We start from the raw sequence: 16,205 nt of genomic DNA, 5'->3' as shown, positions 1-16,205 counted from the left end.
TCCGATTGGCAGCTTAGGGGCAAACCCGAACTCGGATGCGCGGCACGACCACAGTGGACCGCAGTGGAACGCAGTGAAGGCCAGTAGGAATCGCCGTCGGTGCGAGTTCGGGTTTGCCCCTAAGCTCAGTTTTCGCACATGTGCACCCCGGCGGGGGATGTGGCCCGGTGTGGACGCTCCGGGGTGGAGGGGTCGTCGACAAGCAAAATGCGCGCAGTGTTTGAGGAAGAAGGGGTCACGCTGGTCGCGTAACCACGCACGCGTCATCTGACGGGTCGAGCCACTCCAACTCTTTGCAATCAACCCCCTCGGCTATAGCAGTCGCAGTTTCCTTCCATGCTGTGAACTCGGCTGCCAGCAGGCTGGGGTCTTCCGAAGTAATCGCTTCTCGAAGGTCACGCGCGCACGCCTCTCGGTCGTCCGGGGAAAGCGAGACCATCCACGGAAACGCTCGAGTCATTCGTTCCACGCGATCAAACAAATGCCTTCGCCTTTCGATACAGCTAGAAAAGTTCTACTACGCAAACTTATGCGGTCATCGCGCGGAAGTCGAGGGGTATCAGACATCCCGCTCACGTAATACAGCGCATAAAAACACCCCAAATGGAAACTTAAAAGTGTGCTGTGTGTCATAATTCGCAAACTGTGAACCACGACACGAATGGAGGACGCCCATGAGCTCGCTCATCCTAGTGCTCGTCGGCCTCGCGATGATGGCCGCCGGCTACCTGCTGTACTCAAAGTTCCTGGGCAAAAAGGTGTACCAACTCTCGGACGCCTACTCTACGCCCGCCCACACCATGGAAGACGGCGTGGACTACGTCCCCACCAACAAATACGTCCTGTGGGGCCACCACTTCACCTCCGTGGCGGGCGCAGCACCGATCATCGGCCCGGCCGTCGCCGTGATTTGGGGGTGGGTGCCGGCGTTCCTCTGGGTGACGCTCGGCACGATGTTCTTTGCGGGGATGCATGACATGGGGGCGCTGTGGGCGTCGCAACGCCACCGCGGGCACTCCATTGGCACACTGTCCGGCCGCTACATCGGCGCGCGCGGACGCAACCTGTTCCTCATCGTGATCTTCCTGCTGCTGCTCATGGTCAACACGGCGTTCGCGGTGGTGATTTCCAACCTGCTGATCTCCACCCCAACCGCCGTCATCCCAACCTGGGGCGCGATCCTCGTCGCCCTGCTGATCGGCCAGGCGATCTACCGCTTCAACTGGAACTTGCCGCTAGTGTCCTTCGTCGGCGTCGCCGCGCTCTACGGCCTGATGATCCTCGGCGACCGCATGCCGCTCGCCCTGCCCGAAGTCATGCTGGGTATTCCGGATCGCGGCTGGTGGATCATCTTCCTGTTCCTCTACGCCTTCATCGCCTCCCTGCTGCCGGTGTGGGTGCTGCTGCAGCCGCGTGACTACATCAACGGTCTGCAACTGTTCGTCGGGCTGATCATTCTGTACGGCTCGTTCTTCGTCGTCCGTCCAGAAGTTGTCGCCCCGACACTTCGCGACACCGTCCCCGACGGCACCCCCGGCATCTTCCCGCTCCTGTTTGTCACCATCGCCTGCGGCGCGATCTCGGGCTTCCACGGCATTGTGTCCTCGGGTACGTCGTCGAAGCAGATCGATAAGGAAACCGACGTGCGCTTCGTCGGCTACTTCGGCGCCGTCGGCGAAGGCCTGCTCGCGCTGGGCACCATCGTTGCGACGACCGCCGGCTTCAAAACCATCACCGACTGGGAAACCATCTACAGCGAATGGAACGCCGGCGGCGTCAACGCCTTCATCCAAGGCGGCGGCGCACTGATGAACGAAGGCTTGGGCATCCCGCAGTCCCTGTCCGCAACAATCTTGGCGACGATGGCCGTCCTCTTCGCCGCCACCACCATGGACTCGGGTATTCGCCTGCAGCGCTTCGTCGTCACCGAAATCGGCGACCTGATGGGCTTCAAACTCTCCGGCCTCGTCGCCACCATCATCGCGGTCGGCTGCGCACTCGGCCTGACGTTCTCCATGGGCATCGACGGCTCCGGCGGCATGCTCATCTGGCCACTGTTCGGCACCACCAACCAGCTCATGGCCGGCCTGACCTTGTCCATCGTGGCGATCATGCTGACCAAACTGCGCCGCCCCTCCTGGCCGGTGCTCGTCCCGCTGGTGTTCGTCACCGTCATGTCTCTGTGGGCTGCCGTGCTGCAGGTGCGCACGTTCTACAACTCCGGCAACTGGCTGCTACTCGTCCTCGACGTGATCATCATCTGCTGCGCGATCTGGGTCATCGTCGAAGCGTTCACGGCGATCTCGAAGGCACGCCGCGAGCCCGCAGTGGTCTGGCGTGACGACGAAACCATGCCCGGCGAACACGCTGCCGATGCTGCCGATGCTCGAGCGATTTAAAACCTTCGCGGCCGGCCTGGACGAGTTCTACAAGGCACCCTATCGTCGAGAATTTGCCCGCGCCGCCCGCGAAGAAGACGACCTGTTTACGCTGCTCGTCGCCTCCGAAACGCTTGGCATCCCCAACCCCGCCTCCTTCTACACCCTCGAGCTCATGCCATTGCTTTACGACGAATTCCACGCCTGGCACACCCGCATGGGCATGTCCCACTCCCCCTTGGACGGCGTGCGATGCTGCTAGAAACCGCACCCGTGATGTTCTTCGGCGGCAAAGGCGGCGTGGGCAAAACCACCGTGTCGGCCGCCACCGCGGTGCGCCTCGCCGAAGCTGGCCGGCGCGTGCTGCTGGTGTCCACCGACCCGGCGCACAACCTCGGCCACATCTGGTCCGTATCGCTCTCCGACACGCCCACCGAACTCGAACCTGGCTTGAGCGTCGTCGAACTCGACCCCGCCACCACCACCGAACGCCACCTCGCCGAAGTCGAGCAGTCCATGCGGGCGATGATGCCCGAGCGCATGCACCCCGAAATCCGCCGCCACCTGGACCTGTCACGCAACTCCCCAGGCATGCACGAAGCGGCGATGCTGGAACGCGTGGCGGAACTCGTGGACACGCAAGGCGTCGACCACATCATTTTCGACACCGCCCCCTCCGGCCACACCTCCCGCCTGCTCGCCCTGCCCGAGTTGATGGCGGCATACACCGGCGGGCTGATGCAACGGCGCGAACAGTCCGACAAGTTCTCCCGCGCCCTGCGTGGCCTCGGCGGCGCGGACGAGGACCCGGTGCAGCGCCGCAACCAGCAGATCCGCACCACATTGTTGCGCCGTCGCCGCAAGTTCGAGCGCCTGCGCGACATTCTCACCGACCCGGCCCGCTGCACGTTCACCATCGTGCTCACCGCCGAGCGGCTTCCGGTCCTCGAGAGCACCGAACTTTACGACGACCTCACCCAGCACCACATCCGCGTCTCCGGCCTCGTCGTCAATCGCCGCAGCCCCGCCGACACCGCTGGGGCTGGCGCTGGCTCGAGCGCTGGCGAGTTCTTGGCCGCCCGGCGCGCCGTGGAAGACGAAGCGCTGGCTCTTCTGGACGCGAAACTGCCCAACGTGCCGCGCGTGGAACTGCCGTGGCTGCCCGGGGAGATCGGCACCCGCGCCGCGCTCGCCGACATCGCCGCGCGCCTGTAGCCTCCCCGAGCCCCGCTCCGAGGAGTGGAAGGTGTCCGATTGGCAGCTTAGGGGCAAACCCGAACTCGCTTCGAAGCCCTTTTTCATCTGGCCGGCTGAGTTCGGGTTTGCTCCTAAGCTCACTTTTCGCCGTATTCCACCTCGGCGCGGGTTAGGCTCACTCGCAATATCTGCGAGCGAGAGGAGCACCCATGTGCGGTCCCGTCCCCTGCACAACCTGCGGCAAGCGGCAACGGCCGCGGGCCTAGTAGAAGCCTTCGAAGGCGCTGGCTTTCTTCGCGGTGCGCTCGAGGCGGGACTCGGTCATGGAGGCGATCTGGTCGATGATCACGCGCTCGCGCTCGGCGTCGGTGTCGGCGGCTTCGAACCAGGCACGGAACATCGTGTCCAGGGTGCCCGGGGCGCCTGCGCGCAGGTATTCGTGGACGCGGTAAATCCGGTCGCGCTGGCGGTCCTGACGCGCGAGATGGGCGGGCACATCCATGACGTAGAGCACCGCGACGGTTTTGAGCAGGCGGACTTCGGCCTCGACGTCGGGAGGAACGATGAGGCGGCCGTGCTGGCGCCCCATCAGGCCCGAACCGGCGCCCGCGCCGCCTGCACCCGAGCCCGCGCCGGCAACAGCGTCGCCCACGCCGCCCACGCCGCCCGCGCCCGCGCCCGCGCCGGCAGCAGCGTCGGTGCCTAAGTTCCCGTCGAGGGTCGCCTTGGTCACGCCGCCGATGTAGCGTCCCACCAACTGCGACGTCAGCCCCTTCAGGCGAACCCAAGAGGACAGGGTGTAGTCGAAGTCGGCGGCGGCTGCGATGGCGGGAAGGGCGCGGAGGCGGTCGGCGGCGTCGACGAGTGAGTCGGCGTCGCCACCAAAGGCGGCGGCGCCCTTCTCGGCAAGGGCGGCGAGTTCGACGAAGTCCCACAACACCTGCAGGGAGACGCGCCCGGAGACGATGCCGTCTTCGACGTCGTGGACGGAGTAGGCGATGTCGTCGGAAAAGTCCATCACCTGCGCTTCCATCGGCGGCATGTTGTCGGTGTGGCCTTCGCGCGCCCACGCAAGCACCGCTGCATCCTCGTCGTAGGCGGAGTACTTCCGGTTCAGGGTGCCGTCGGGGTTCGTGCGGGTCACGGGGTATTTCACGGCGGCATCTAAGGAGGCGCGGGTGAGGTTGAGGCCGTAAGAGTGGTCGTCGATAAGCACTTTCGGCTCAAGGCGCGACAGGATGCGCAACGTCTGCGCATTGCCCTCGAAGCCGTCGGGCGCGACCTCGTTGAGCGCGACTTCGCCGTTGTGACCGTAGGGCGGGTGGCCGATGTCGTGGGTGAGGCCGGCCATCTCGCACAGGTCGGGGTTCAGGCCGAGGCCTTCGCCGATGCCGCGCGAAATCTGGGCGACCTCCAGCGAGTGCGTCAGACGCGTGCGCGGGGTGTCACCGTCGCGCGGGCCAACAACCTGGGTCTTGTCTGCTAATCGACGAAGCGCCGCCGAATGCAGCACCCGGGCCCGGTCACGCGCAAACGCACCCCGCGAATCCGGCGCAAGCTGCGCCCCCTTCGGACCCTCGGCGGTGCGGCGTTTCGTATCGTCGGCGTTATAGGCGTACACGAAGCGCTACCCTAGTCGCATGACTAGCCGTTACCTTCGCGTCCTCGCCGTCGGCGGCATGCTGTTTCTCGCAGCGCCCGCCTCAGGTTTTGCCGAAACGCCCGCGCTTGCGCAAGGCGTGGCCACGGAAACCACCGTCCAGCCAGGGCTTTTAACCAAGCCTGTGACCGACGACGCCGGCGTGCTCACCGATGGCGAGCGCGCCGAGATTGAGCAGGCGATTCAGCAGGTCAGCCAGTCGCAGGGCAAGTCGGTGCGTGTGGTGTTCCTGCGTACCTTTGGCGACATCAGCCCGTCCGACTGGGTCGACCAGGCCGTCGCCGCGAACGGTTCCAACACCGCCGTGCTGGTGATTTCCCCCGACGAGCGCGCCTACAACGTCGGCGGTGGCGAAGAATGGACCCAGGCCGAGATCGACCGGATGAACGACGCCGCCTACGCGCAGCTAACCCAACTCAATTGGTCGCAGGCGGCGCTGAATGCGGTTGAGTCGGTAGGTGGGTCGTCGTCAAGCAACGGTGACGGCGTGGGCTGGGTCGCAGGCGGCCTCGGTGTCGCGGCACTTGCCGGCGGCGGCATGTACGCGGCGGCGCGCAAGGGTTCGCGCAAGCAGCAGGCGAAGCAGATCGCCTCTGCGAAGGCGCTCGACCCGGCGGATACTGACTCGCTCGGCCGCCTGCCCACCGCGACCCTGGAGGAGGTCGCGCGCGACGCGCTCGTCTCCGCCGACGAGTCGATTACCCAGGGCAAAGAAGAACTGAAACTGGCCACCTCCGAATTCGGCGCGGAGCGCGTCCGCCCGTTCACCTCCGCCATGAACGAGGCCACCCGCACCCTGCAGCGCGCGTTTTCCACGCACCAGAAACTTTACGACGCCATCCCCGAAACCGAACCCGAAAAACGCGCCATGCTCGTCGACATCATCTCCTCGTCAGGAAAGGCTGAACAGGCACTTCGCGACAAAACCGCTGAGTTCAACGACATGCGCGGCGTGCTCATGCGCGCACCCGACGAGGTAGACAAGATCCTCGCCCGCACCGTAGACATCCGCGCGCGCCTCGAGCCGGCCCGCGCCACCCTTGCGCAACTGCGGGAGACGCACGCGCCGGAGATGTTGTCATCGATCGTGGACAACGTCGATGTTGCGCAGGCCTCCCTCGACGAAGCCGAGAAGGCACTTACCGACGCCCGCAGCCTCGCCGCCCAGCCCGCTGGCCGCCAAGGCGCGCTGCTGGACACGCTCGCCGCGGCGTCGCACGCCGTCGAGGTCTCCGACACGAACCTCAACGCGATCGAGCACGCGGAAGAGAACATCCGGGCGGCGAAAACCAATTTGCCAGCGCTTATCGACGAAATCCGCGCCGAACTCCGCGACATCGAAGCAGTCAAGGGCGCCCGCGAGCAGGGCGCGCGTATCGACGTCGCCGCCCTGGACGCCGTCTCCGCCAAGGCCCAGCGCATGCTCGACGCGATGGGCAACCGCGCCGACACCGACCCGCTTGCCCTCTACGAGGAACTGGCGAACATGGACGCCGAAATCGACGACGCCCTCGACCGTGCCCGCGGCGTCGCCGGCGACCAAGCCCGCGCGCTGCAACTGTTGGACCAACAAATGCAGGTCTGTGCCGCGCAGATCCAGCGCGCCGAAGACCTGATCCGCTCCCGTGGCCGCATCATCGGCTCGCACGCGCGCACCTTGCTCGCCGAGGCGAAGCGCCAGCACGCCCAAGCGATCCAGCTGCGTGTGCGCGATACGCGTAAAGCTATCGACGCCGCCCGCACCGCCACCGACACCGCACGCCGCGCCGAGCAGGCCGCTAACGACGACATCCGCCGCTACCAAGCGGCCCGCAACCGCGAAACCGCCGACTCCCTGGCCAGGGCGGTGCTGTGGGGCACGCTGCTCTCCGGCGGCGGAGGCGGCGGAGGTGGCTTCGGGGGAGGCGGCGGTGGCTTTGGCGGCGGCGGAGGCTTTTCCGGCGGTCGCCCCTCCAACCGCGGCGGCACGTTCTAGGCGGCACGTTTTAGACCCGCGCGACTGGGTTGGTCGCGCGGGTCTGGAGCAGCGCTAGTAACGGGTGCGGCGCTAGATGCGGGTGCGGCGCGCGGGCGTGTCCACGAAGGTCAACGCCCACGTCATGAAAACAAGATCCTCCATGGGCAGGTCGGCTTCGACCGCAGCGTCAACACCGGCCTTGATGTCGACGTGGAGGTCGCCCGAGGCCTTCCCGCGGGTCACGGCGACGAGGGTTCCGGCGGCGTCGCGGATCTCGCGGTGCAGGCCGGTGCGGTTCAGGGTGTAGCGGCGCCCGTCGCAATCCGCGGTGTAGCGCGCCACCGTAAACCCAGCCTTGCGCAGAACATACTCCCCGCCCGTATCCGCATCGACGGCCTTAAACCGGCGCGCACTGCCGGCAGTGATGCGCAGCACGGCGCTCGGCAATGCCCCACCGACGGTGATGGTGTCGTCGGTGGCGGTGGCGCGGGTGCGGGAGTCGTCGAGAAGCGTGGCGCCCTGCCAAATCACAGCAACGCCACCACAACGATGAACAGCGACAAGAACACCAAAGTGCTGATCAGCGCGGTCGAATTGACCATCTTGCGGGCCTCAAGCACCTCGCGGGTCAACCACGCAAGGCCGGCAACCTGGGTGGGCGGCAGGTCGGTCTCGCCCTCGAACTCGAGGATCGCCTTGCGCACACCGTTATGGTCCTGGGTGAACTGGGCAACCTTCTCGCCGCTCGCATCCTCGACCACCCAGTTCTTGGAGGTCTCGGGGATAAAGGCGTAGGCGTGGCCCTCGATGACCAGGTCGATGCGCTTCGCGCGCTTCAAACTGTTCGACGTGCGCACGATCTCCTCGCCGCGGCGCGTCGCCACCGCACCCGATTCGGGGTGCGACACCAACTGCCACTCGTCGCCGCCCACAATGGCGTGGTCGTGCGAGAACACGCCCAACACCTCGGGTCCGGCCTCCGCGAGCAACTTCGGCGCGTCGCGGTCCGTGCGATCCCAGCTGACGTAGTGCATTAGCAGCCGATCAGGCGGGCGGCCAGGTAGGCCTCCAGCTCGTCGAGAGGCACGCGCTCCTGCTCCATCGTGTCGCGCTCGCGAACGGTCACAGCGTTGTCCTCAAGGGTGTCAAAGTCGTAGGTGACGCAGAACGGGGTGCCCGTCTCGTCCTGGCGACGGTAACGACGACCAATCGCACCCGAGGTGTCAAAGTCCACGTTCCAGTACTGGCGCAGCTTGGTGGCCAGCTCCTCGGCGGGGCCGGCGAGTTCCGGCTTCTTCGACAGTGGCAGCACGGCAACCTTCACCGGCGCGAGGCGACGGTCCAGGCGCAGCACGACGCGGGTGTCGGTGCCGCCCTTGGCGTTGGGTGCTTCTTCTTCATCGTAGGCGTCGATAAGAAATGCCATCATGGCGCGGCCCAGGCCAGCGGCCGGCTCGATGCAGTACGGGATCCAACGCTCCTCGTTCTGCTGGTCGTAGTACGACAGGTCCTCGCCGGACGCCTCGGAGTGGGTCTTCAGATCGTAATCCGTACGGTTGGCCACGCCTTCGAGTTCGCCCCACTTGGAGCCGGTGAAGCCGAACGCGTACTCGATGTCCACGGTGCGCTTGGAGTAGTGCGACAGCTTCTCCTGCGGGTGCTCGTACAGGCGCAGGTTCTCCGGGTTGATGCCCAGGTCGACGTACCAGTTGAAGCGGTTTTCAATCCAGTACTCGTGCCAGGTTTCGTCCTCGCCGGGTTTGACGAAGAATTCCATCTCCATTTGCTCGAACTCGCGGGTGCGGAAGATGAAGTTGCCCGGGGTGATTTCGTTGCGGAACGACTTGCCGATGTTGGCGATGCCGAACGGCGGCTTGAGGCGCGCGGACGTCATCACGTTTTTGAAGTTAACGAAGATGCCCTGCGCGGTCTCCGGGCGCAGGTAGTGCAGGCCTTCCTTGTCGTCGACGGGGCCGAGGTAGGTCTTCATCAGGCCGGAGAATTCCTTCGGCTCGGTCCAGTTGCCAGGCTGGCCGGTCTCCGGGTCGTTGATGTCGGCGAGCCCGTTTGCTGGCGGGTGGCCGTGCTTCTCCTCGTAGGCTTCGATCAGGTGGTCGGCGCGGTAGCGCTTGTTGGTGTAGAGCGACTCAACGAGCGGGTCGGTGAACACCTCGACGTGACCGGAGGCTTCCCACACGCGGGTGGGCAGGATGATAGAGGTGTCGACGCCGACGGTGTCGGGGCGGGAGGTCACCATGTGCTTCCACCACTGGCGCTTGAGATTTTCTTTCAGCTCGACGCCGAGTGGGCCGTAGTCCCACGCGGAGCGTGTTCCGCCGTAAATCTCACCTGCGGGGTACACCAAACCACGGCGTTTGCAGAGGTTGACGACGGTTTCGATCTTGGATGCGGGCATCACAATCTCCTGCGTGTAATACGGTTGCCAAAATACGTCGATCAGTCTAGCCGTTTCACTTTGCGACGACGCAGACGACCCTTTGGACATAAGTCCCACCTTTACGCCTGCTTCGAGTAAACTGTGTGACAACTGTGTAGGACTGTCGTCGAAAGGGGCCGCCCATGCGTGACGACCTTCGCTTTTCGCCGGAGGAGTTAGACCACACTGCCGCACTGATCCGAGTGCTGGATTCGGAGATGCGTCTTCGGATTTTGCTGCTGCTGCACGATTCACAGCGCGCGGTCCATGAGTTGGTGGGAATTTTGGGGAAGTCGCAGCCGCTGGTGTCGCAGCATTTGCGGGTGCTTCGCGACGAAGGCCTCGTCGCCGCCAAACGCTGCGGCCGCGAAGTCGCCTACGAACTTGCCAACCCCACCGTGATCCGGATTATCCACGCGCTCGTAGACCATGCCTGCGAGTTCTACGCGCCGGCCGCTGACACAACCCGGCGCACGTCGGTGCCGGGCCAGGACTAGCCCGAATCAGCACTAGGCAAGATCCGGCTAGGCCTCGTCCCAGCCGAGTGCCATCCCCGGCTAAGCTGGCCCGGTATGAACCGCCCACACAGCACGCGTCCGGTCCCGAAGCTTGGCCCGAGGATGACTAAGCAGCGCGCGGCGGTCGTCGATACGCTGCGTGGCTTAGACAAATTCGCCTCCGCACAGACCATCCACGAGATCCTCACCGACAACGGCGAATCCGTCGGCCTGACCACTGTCTACCGCACGCTGCAATCACTCGCGGAGGTCGACGCGGTGGACGTGCTTTACTCCCCCGAAGGCGAAACGCTCTACCGCGACTGTCTCGCCGACCACCACCACCATCACCTGCTGTGCTCCAAATGCGGGCGCAGCGAGGAAATCGAAGGCGGCCCGGTAGAAAGATGGGCCGAGGTGATGGCGAAGCACTACGGCTACGAACTCGTCGGCCACGACGCCGAAATCTACGGCGTGTGCCGCGACTGCCAGGCCAAACGCTAGCTATCGAACTTATCTACCGCGCCGCCAAAGCGCCGGTCGCGCTTCGCGTACTCCAGCACCGCGTCCCACAGGTCCTGCTTAGTAAAGTCCGGGAACAGCACGTCCTGGTACACCATCTCCGCGTAGGCCGACTGCCACAGCAGGAAGTTTGAGGTGCGCTGCTCCCCCGACGGGCGCAAGAACAGGTCCACGTCCGGCATGTCGGCGCGATACAGGTAGCGCTGGATGGTTTTTTCGTCGACGTGGCGCACGTTGTCGTCGATAAGCGCCTGCACTGCGTCGGTGAGCTCGGCGCGACCGCCATAATTCACGCACATCGCAAGGGTGAGCCCCGTGTTGTGCTTCGTGAGCTCCTCAGCGACCTCAAGCTCCTCAATCACGCTGCCCCACAGTTTCGGGCGGCGCCCACACCACACCACGCGCACGTTCTTCTCATGCAACTCGTCGCGCTGACGGCGCAGCACATCGCGGGTGAAGTTCATCAAAAAATGCACCTCGGAAGGGCTGCGCTTCCAATTCTCCGTAGAAAACGCGTACGCGGACAGCCACTCCACCCCACCAAGTTCGATGCAGGCGTCGACGGCGTCCATGAGCTTCTCCTCGCCCACCTTGTGCCCCTCGGTGCGCTTGAGGCCCCGTTGCTGCGCCCAGCGGCCGTTGCCGTCCATCACCAGTGCGATGTGTTTCGGGATGAACTTCTTGTCAATCTTCGGTGCGCCCATGGGCGTTAATTATGCCTGCTCCATGATCTTCAGACTCTTCAGCCCGGCCTCAAGGTTGTGCTGCACGTGTGCCACGGTCGCGCGGTGAATCTGCGCAACGCGTATCGACGACACCCCGTAGCCTCCCCGCAACAACCACATATCGTGCAGCGTCTCCGGATCCACATCCATCGAGCCGGTGGGCCGGCAGTTGTTACACACCGCCCCGCCGACGGTGGCGTTAAACGCCTTGTGCGGGCCTGGCGCCTGGCAGTTCGCGCAGTTAAACAGGCTTAAACCCCAGCCGGCGTGCTCGGTGGCCTTGAGCACGAACGCGTCGAGCACCAGCGTCGGATGCTGGTCGGTCTGCAGGTTGGTCAGCGCCTCCTGCACGAGCGCGAACAGTTCCGGATCACCCTGGTCGTAGGAGAGCTTCTCGGCGACCTCCATGACGGCGCAGGCGGCGGCGTAGCGGTCGAAGTCGTCGATAATGCGGGCGCCGAAGTAGGTGACGGTGTCGGCGCCGGTGATCGTCGATAAGCCTCTGCCCGGATAGACCTGCACATCCACATCCACGAACGGCTGCAGGCGCGAGCCGAAGCGGCTTTTCACCTTGCGCACGCCCTTCGCCACCCCGCGCACCAGGCCGTGGTTGCGGGTCAGCAGGACGATCACGCGATCCGCCTCACCGAAATCGTAAGTGCGCACCACAAAGGCGCGATCGCGCCACGACGGCCTAGAAGCCAAGCCGGCCCAACGCCTTCGGATCCTGCTGCCAGTTCTTCAGGATTTTCACGCGCACATCCAAGTAGATGTTCTGGCCAACCAGGTCGATGATCTGCTTGCGCGCACGGTGCACAATGCCGCTTAAGCGCCGCCCGTCCGGGCCTTCGATGATGCGCTTTTGGCCCGGGCGCTCCAGATACAGCACCGCGTAGATCATGGTGCGCTCCGGGTTGTTCGGGTCCGGGTGCATTTCGTCGATTTGGACGGCGACGGAGTGCGGGAGCTCGTCGCGAAGACCGCGCAGCGCCTCCTCACGGATCAACTCGGCGATACGCGTCTCCACATCCTCGTCCGTGGTGTGGCCCTCCGGGTAGAACCGCGGACCCTCCGGCAGATGCTCGATCAGGATGTCCAGCAGCGTGTCCGTCTGCACACCTGCGGTTGCGGAGACCGGCACGACCTCGCAGTCGGGGCCGAGCATGTCGTGCAGTTCGAGCAGGCGCTCGCCGACGGTGTCCTTGCCGGTCTTGTCCAGTTTGGTCACGATGCCCACGATCGGCGTGTTCGGCTTCGTTTTGCGGATCTCCTCGAGGATGAAGCGGTCGCCGGGTCCGATCTTCTCGTCCGCCGGCACGGTAAAGCCGATCACGTCGACGTCCGCGAACGTGTCCTTGACAATGTCGTTGAGGCGCTCGCCCAGCAGCGTGCGCGGGCGGTGAATCCCCGGCGTGTCCACCACAATGACCTGCGCGCCGTCGCGGTTGATCACGCCGCGGATCGGGTGGCGCGTGGTTTCCGGCTGGTCGGCCATGATGGCGATCTTCTCCCCCACCAGCGCGTTGGTCAGCGTGGACTTGCCGGTGTTCGGCCGCCCGACGAAGCTGACAAAGCCCGACTTGAACCCTTCCGGCGTGTTTGTGAAACCGCCGTCAGCGATCGCGTCTTCTGGCAGGTTGTCCGGGAAATCAATCATGGTGCGCATCCTACCGTTGTGGATAACTTTTTCGGTGGTGTGGGAGTTATCCACAGATTTTTTGTGGGGTCTTGTGGGGGTTGCGGTGGGTTTCTAGCGTCGGGTGCATGGATTTTTTGGAGTTTTGTCAAGCGGGCGTGGGGATGCTCGCGGGGTTTTCTCGGGAGGCCGCAGTTGCAGCTGGCTTATCGACGACACGAGCGCGCGACCTCGCCCGCGTCTTCGACACGTACTATGGCCCGACCAAGTTCACCCGCAAGCAGGCTGATGCGCTGGCGTTGGCGGAGGGGTTGCCGATCGACCAGTTGGTGCTCATCGAGAAGAAGTTGGTTGCGGTGGCGTCGGCGGCTGAGCGGTGGCGCATCCGGTTGGATCTGGTGCGGCATCGTGGTTCGTTTCGCTCGCTGTCGAAGCGCATCAGCAGGCTTATCGACGTCCCCGTGACCGCCCCCAAACCCTCCTGCCGGTTCACGCGCTCGCGTGAGGGCATGCGTACCATGACGCTGACGTACAACGAGCGCGATCTGGCCGACTTGGAGCACACGCTGCGTTCCATGATCGATGAGGTTCGGCCGGCTGCGGAGCAGATGGCCGGCTCACTGTTCCGCCTGTTGCGCGAGGGCGGCGGGGTGCCGCGCGCGGCGCTGAGGCCGATGATTTTGGTGCCGATCCAGGCCTACACCCGCATCATGGACGGCTGCGGCGACGACGTCGAACTTGTACTTACCGACGGCACCACGATGACCGGCGCCGAGTTTCTCACCCGTGAGTTCGGCGACGTGCTCGAGGTGGCCGCCTTCCACCCGCAGAAAGGTGCGGTGAACCTGTACCGGACGCAGCGGCTGGCGAATGGGAAGCAGCGGACGATGTCGAAGTTGATGTCGCCACGTTGCGCCTTCCCCGACTGCCGGCATTCCGCCGAAACCACCCAAACCCACCACATGCACGCCTGGAAGCACGGCGGGATGACCAACATGGACAACCTGGCGCAACTGTGCGCCTACCACAACGGAGTCAACGACGACGACCGGTGGCGGGCGATCCGCGGGCACATCGACAACCCGAACGGGCGCATCTGCTGGATCGCACCCAACGGGACCGAAGTGCCGACCGTGACGGGGGCGATGGAGCTGCTGTTCGACTGATCGATTCACCCGGCCCCGAAAACGCAGCAAATACAAAACCCGCCCGGGTGAGCGGGTGACGCGGTGTGCCTGAAACCGGTTAGAGGGCTTCGACCTCGAACTGGAGTTGCGGGTTGGCGTAAAACTCCTGGGCCTCGACGAGCTGGAGTTCGTTGGTCTCGGCCTCGAAGGTGAGGCGCAGCATGTCGTAGACCGAGGAGGCGGTCTTTGCCAACGCGTCCTTTGCGTCGTGGCTGCGCACGTAGTGGCCGGTAAACAGCGCTGCGGTGACGTCACCGGAGCCGTTGCGCTTAAACGGCAGGCGCGGGGTGCGCACGATCCACTTGCCGTTGTCGTCCACGGCGATCATCTCGATCGCATCCTCGGGCGTTTCGGGACGCTCCACCGAAGTCACCAGCACGGTCGACGGGCCCATCTCACGGGCCGCATCCACGGCGGCAAGGGTCGAATCCAGGTCGGTGACGTCGCGCTCGGTGAGGTAGCCCAACTCGAACTGGTTCGGCGTAATGATGTCCGCCACCGGCACGATCGTCGAGCGGAACAGCGGCGGGATCGTATCCGCCACGAAGCAGCCCGACTTCGCCGAACCCATCACCGGATCGCACGCATAGAGCGCATCCGGGTTTTCAGCCTTGATGTCGCGCACGGTGCCGACGATCACGTCGGCGATTTCCGGGGAGGCCTGGTAGCCGGTGAGGATGGCGTCGATAAGCGGGAACGCATTGCGGTCGCGGATGCCCTTGAGCACCGCCGCAACGTCGGCGGCCGGAATGATCGGCCCCTCCCACGCACCGTAACCCGTGTGATTGGAGTAGTTTACCGTGTACACCGGCCACACCTCGTGGCCGATGCGCTGCAAAGGAAAGACCGCCGCCGAGTTGCCAACATGGCCAAACGCGACGGCGGACTGGATCGAGAGAATATTGCTCATACGAGCATTTTAGAGCTCCGGCGACACCAGAATCTTCACTGCGGTCTCGTTGCGGTTAATCAGGGTGTCGAAGCCCTCGTCAACAACACCGTCGAAACCGATCTTGCCGGTGATAAACGGCTTCAGATCAATCTTGCCGGACTCCACCAACTTGATGGTCTGCGGGTGATCGTGGGCGTAGCCGATGATGCCGCGGATGGTCAGTTCCTTCATCACGAGCGCGTGGATGTCCAGCTCGGCCTTCTTCGACCAGATGGACTCGACGACCAGGGTGCCCTTGAGCTTCAGGCAGTCGATCAGCTGGTCGAGCACAACGTTGACGGAGGTGCACTCGAATGCGACGTCGACGCCCTTGCCGTCGGTGATCTTTTCGATCTCTGCCTTGAGGTCGGTTGCGCTCGGGTCGATCGCGTAGTCTGCGACACCTGCGTCGAGCGCCTTCTGGCGACGCAGCTCGGAGAGCTCGGAGACGATGACGGTCAGGCCGTATGCCTTCGCCACAGCTGCGGTGAGCACACCGATCGGGCCGGCGCCACCAATGAGGGCGACGTCGCCTTCCTTCGCCTCAGACGCAACGAACGCGTGGTGGGCGACGGACAGCGGCTCGATGAGCGCAGCCTCGTCGAGCGGAACATCGTTGGAAATCGGGTGAACCCAGCGACGCTGCACAGCGATCTTCTCGGAGAGGCCGCCGCCACCACCTGCGAGGCCGATGAAGTTCACGTCCGGGTGGAGGTTGTACGGGCCCGGCTCCTTCGGGTCGACGTCGTCCGGCAGAACGTACGGCTCGACGACAACGTGCTGGCCGACCTCGAGGTCGTCGACACCCTCGCCGAGCGCCGAAACAACGCCGGAGAACTCGTGGCCGAGGGTGATCGGCGGCTCCTCACCGGTGATGGGGTGCGGATGGCCAGGCTTCGGGCAGAAGATCGGGCCTTCGAGGTACTCGTGCAGGTCAGTGCCGCAGATGCCGCACCAGGCGACGTCGATGAGCACCTCTCCCTTGCCTGCAACCGGGGCGTCGATTTCCTCGACGCGGATGTCCTTCTGGCCGTAGTAGCGAACTGCTCGCATGGTGGAACTCCTTTCGGTTGGTTAC

General features: G+C 64.6%; 16 protein-coding genes. 7 read left to right on the top strand and 9 right to left on the bottom strand.

Annotated features, from left to right (window positions below):
* The first annotated feature begins 674 nt into the window (after positions 1 to 674).
* Genes HMPREF3048_RS10465 through HMPREF3048_RS10455 form a run of 3 tightly spaced genes read left to right on the top strand, consistent with a single transcriptional unit; the run spans position 675 to position 3,593 of the window.
* Positions 675 to 2,399 carry a carbon starvation CstA family protein gene (locus HMPREF3048_RS10465; RefSeq protein ID WP_070772141.1) on the top strand — a complete coding sequence of 575 codons (1,725 nt, stop codon included), beginning with the start codon at positions 675 to 677 and terminating at the stop codon, positions 2,397 to 2,399.
* Entirely contained in the window at positions 2,383 to 2,640 is a 258-nt protein-coding gene (locus tag HMPREF3048_RS10460; RefSeq protein WP_070482853.1) for a cory-CC-star protein, read from the top strand. Before HMPREF3048_RS10465 ends, HMPREF3048_RS10460 begins: the two co-directional genes overlap by 17 nt.
* A complete protein-coding gene (locus tag HMPREF3048_RS10455; protein WP_070772139.1) occupies positions 2,631 to 3,593 on the top strand; it encodes an ArsA family ATPase in 963 nt (320 codons plus the stop codon). Before HMPREF3048_RS10460 ends, HMPREF3048_RS10455 begins: the two co-directional genes overlap by 10 nt.
* 244 nt (positions 3,594 to 3,837) lie before the next feature.
* On the opposite strand, the gene HMPREF3048_RS10450 is transcribed toward HMPREF3048_RS10455, so the two are convergent.
* On the bottom strand, positions 3,838 to 5,196 hold the full coding sequence (locus tag HMPREF3048_RS10450; protein WP_070772137.1) for a deoxyguanosinetriphosphate triphosphohydrolase: 1,359 nt from the start codon (positions 5,194 to 5,196) through the stop codon (positions 3,838 to 3,840).
* Between the two features lie 19 nt (positions 5,197 to 5,215).
* On the opposite strand from HMPREF3048_RS10450, the gene HMPREF3048_RS10445 reads away from it, so the two are divergent.
* Positions 5,216 to 7,210 (top strand): TPM domain-containing protein, encoded by a 1,995-nt coding sequence (locus tag HMPREF3048_RS10445; RefSeq protein ID WP_070772135.1) that lies wholly within the window; start codon positions 5,216 to 5,218, stop codon positions 7,208 to 7,210.
* Positions 7,211 to 7,282: 72 nt separating this feature from the next.
* On the opposite strand, the gene HMPREF3048_RS10440 is transcribed toward HMPREF3048_RS10445, so the two are convergent.
* From HMPREF3048_RS10440 to HMPREF3048_RS10430, 3 genes are read right to left on the bottom strand one after another with little or no spacing between them, the layout of a single operon-like run.
* Entirely contained in the window at positions 7,283 to 7,723 is a 441-nt protein-coding gene (locus tag HMPREF3048_RS10440) for a hypothetical protein (protein ID WP_070772133.1), read from the bottom strand.
* Positions 7,720 to 8,226: a hypothetical protein gene (locus HMPREF3048_RS10435; protein ID WP_070772131.1), complete on the bottom strand. Its 507-nt coding sequence runs from the start codon at positions 8,224 to 8,226 to the stop codon at positions 7,720 to 7,722. Before HMPREF3048_RS10435 ends, HMPREF3048_RS10440 begins: the two co-directional genes overlap by 4 nt.
* Positions 8,226 to 9,608, bottom strand: coding sequence for a glycine--tRNA ligase (locus HMPREF3048_RS10430; protein WP_070421399.1), 1,383 nt, complete (start codon positions 9,606 to 9,608; stop codon positions 8,226 to 8,228). The genes HMPREF3048_RS10435 and HMPREF3048_RS10430 overlap by 1 nt, the downstream gene beginning before the upstream one ends.
* A 164-nt stretch (positions 9,609 to 9,772) precedes the next feature.
* Between HMPREF3048_RS10430 and HMPREF3048_RS10425 the strand changes: the two genes are divergently transcribed.
* Both HMPREF3048_RS10425 and HMPREF3048_RS10420 read left to right on the top strand, forming a co-directional pair.
* Positions 9,773 to 10,126 carry an ArsR/SmtB family transcription factor gene (locus HMPREF3048_RS10425; protein WP_070453541.1) on the top strand — a complete coding sequence of 118 codons (354 nt, stop codon included), beginning with the start codon at positions 9,773 to 9,775 and terminating at the stop codon, positions 10,124 to 10,126.
* Between the two features lie 75 nt (positions 10,127 to 10,201).
* On the top strand, positions 10,202 to 10,630 hold the full coding sequence (locus tag HMPREF3048_RS10420) for a Fur family transcriptional regulator (RefSeq protein ID WP_070772129.1): 429 nt from the start codon (positions 10,202 to 10,204) through the stop codon (positions 10,628 to 10,630).
* Here the strand turns inward: HMPREF3048_RS10420 and HMPREF3048_RS10415 are convergent.
* Genes HMPREF3048_RS10415 through era form a run of 3 tightly spaced genes read right to left on the bottom strand, consistent with a single transcriptional unit; the run spans position 10,627 to position 13,030 of the window.
* Positions 10,627 to 11,352: an isoprenyl transferase gene (locus HMPREF3048_RS10415; RefSeq protein ID WP_070569577.1), complete on the bottom strand. Its 726-nt coding sequence runs from the start codon at positions 11,350 to 11,352 to the stop codon at positions 10,627 to 10,629. The two genes, HMPREF3048_RS10420 and HMPREF3048_RS10415, sit on opposite strands and share 4 nt — an antisense overlap.
* A gap of 9 nt (positions 11,353 to 11,361) precedes the next feature.
* Positions 11,362 to 12,078: a DNA repair protein RecO gene (recO, locus tag HMPREF3048_RS10410; protein WP_070772127.1), complete on the bottom strand. Its 717-nt coding sequence runs from the start codon at positions 12,076 to 12,078 to the stop codon at positions 11,362 to 11,364.
* The gene (gene era, locus HMPREF3048_RS10405; RefSeq protein WP_210398437.1) at positions 12,068 to 13,030 is read right to left on the bottom strand and encodes a GTPase Era; all 963 of its coding nucleotides are present in this window, start codon (positions 13,028 to 13,030) and stop codon (positions 12,068 to 12,070) included. The genes recO and era overlap by 11 nt, the downstream gene beginning before the upstream one ends.
* A 107-nt stretch (positions 13,031 to 13,137) precedes the next feature.
* On the opposite strand from era, the gene HMPREF3048_RS10400 reads away from it, so the two are divergent.
* Positions 13,138 to 14,175 (top strand): HNH endonuclease signature motif containing protein, encoded by a 1,038-nt coding sequence (locus tag HMPREF3048_RS10400; protein ID WP_070772122.1) that lies wholly within the window; start codon positions 13,138 to 13,140, stop codon positions 14,173 to 14,175.
* A gap of 79 nt (positions 14,176 to 14,254) precedes the next feature.
* Here the strand turns inward: HMPREF3048_RS10400 and pdxY are convergent, their stop codons facing one another.
* Positions 14,255 to 15,106 (bottom strand): pyridoxal kinase PdxY, encoded by an 852-nt coding sequence (pdxY, locus tag HMPREF3048_RS10395; RefSeq protein ID WP_070772120.1) that lies wholly within the window; start codon positions 15,104 to 15,106, stop codon positions 14,255 to 14,257.
* A 9-nt stretch (positions 15,107 to 15,115) separates the two neighbouring features.
* Positions 15,116 to 16,180, bottom strand: coding sequence for a 2,3-butanediol dehydrogenase (locus tag HMPREF3048_RS10390; protein WP_070453562.1), 1,065 nt, complete (start codon positions 16,178 to 16,180; stop codon positions 15,116 to 15,118).
* Positions 16,181 to 16,205 lie beyond the last annotated feature (25 nt).

Source organism: Corynebacterium sp. HMSC075D04 (assembly GCF_001815635.1).
GTDB classification, from domain to species: Bacteria; Actinomycetota; Actinomycetes; order Mycobacteriales; family Mycobacteriaceae; genus Corynebacterium; species Corynebacterium coyleae.
The sequence above is the reverse complement of the archived record's forward strand: the minus strand, read 5'-3'. Positions and strand labels throughout refer to the sequence as shown.

Coding starts and splice junctions, on each gene's coding strand:
- HMPREF3048_RS10465 (WP_070772141.1), top strand. CDS start 675: ATGAGCTCGCTCATCCTAGTGCTCGTCGGCCTCGCGATGATGGCCGCC.
- HMPREF3048_RS10460 (WP_070482853.1), top strand. CDS start 2,383: ATGCTCGAGCGATTTAAAACCTTCGCGGCCGGCCTGGACGAGTTCTAC.
- HMPREF3048_RS10455 (WP_070772139.1), top strand. CDS start 2,631: ATGCTGCTAGAAACCGCACCCGTGATGTTCTTCGGCGGCAAAGGCGGC.
- HMPREF3048_RS10445 (WP_070772135.1), top strand. CDS start 5,216: ATGACTAGCCGTTACCTTCGCGTCCTCGCCGTCGGCGGCATGCTGTTT.
- HMPREF3048_RS10435 (WP_070772131.1), bottom strand. CDS start 8,226: ATGCACTACGTCAGCTGGGATCGCACGGACCGCGACGCGCCGAAGTTG.
- HMPREF3048_RS10430 (WP_070421399.1), bottom strand. CDS start 9,608: ATGCCCGCATCCAAGATCGAAACCGTCGTCAACCTCTGCAAACGCCGT.
- HMPREF3048_RS10425 (WP_070453541.1), top strand. CDS start 9,773: ATGCGTGACGACCTTCGCTTTTCGCCGGAGGAGTTAGACCACACTGCC.
- HMPREF3048_RS10420 (WP_070772129.1), top strand. CDS start 10,202: ATGAACCGCCCACACAGCACGCGTCCGGTCCCGAAGCTTGGCCCGAGG.
- HMPREF3048_RS10415 (WP_070569577.1), bottom strand. CDS start 11,352: ATGGGCGCACCGAAGATTGACAAGAAGTTCATCCCGAAACACATCGCA.
- era (WP_210398437.1), bottom strand. CDS start 13,030: ATGATTGATTTCCCGGACAACCTGCCAGAAGACGCGATCGCTGACGGC.
- HMPREF3048_RS10400 (WP_070772122.1), top strand. CDS start 13,138: ATGGATTTTTTGGAGTTTTGTCAAGCGGGCGTGGGGATGCTCGCGGGG.
- pdxY (WP_070772120.1), bottom strand. CDS start 15,106: ATGAGCAATATTCTCTCGATCCAGTCCGCCGTCGCGTTTGGCCATGTT.
- HMPREF3048_RS10390 (WP_070453562.1), bottom strand. CDS start 16,180: ATGCGAGCAGTTCGCTACTACGGCCAGAAGGACATCCGCGTCGAGGAA.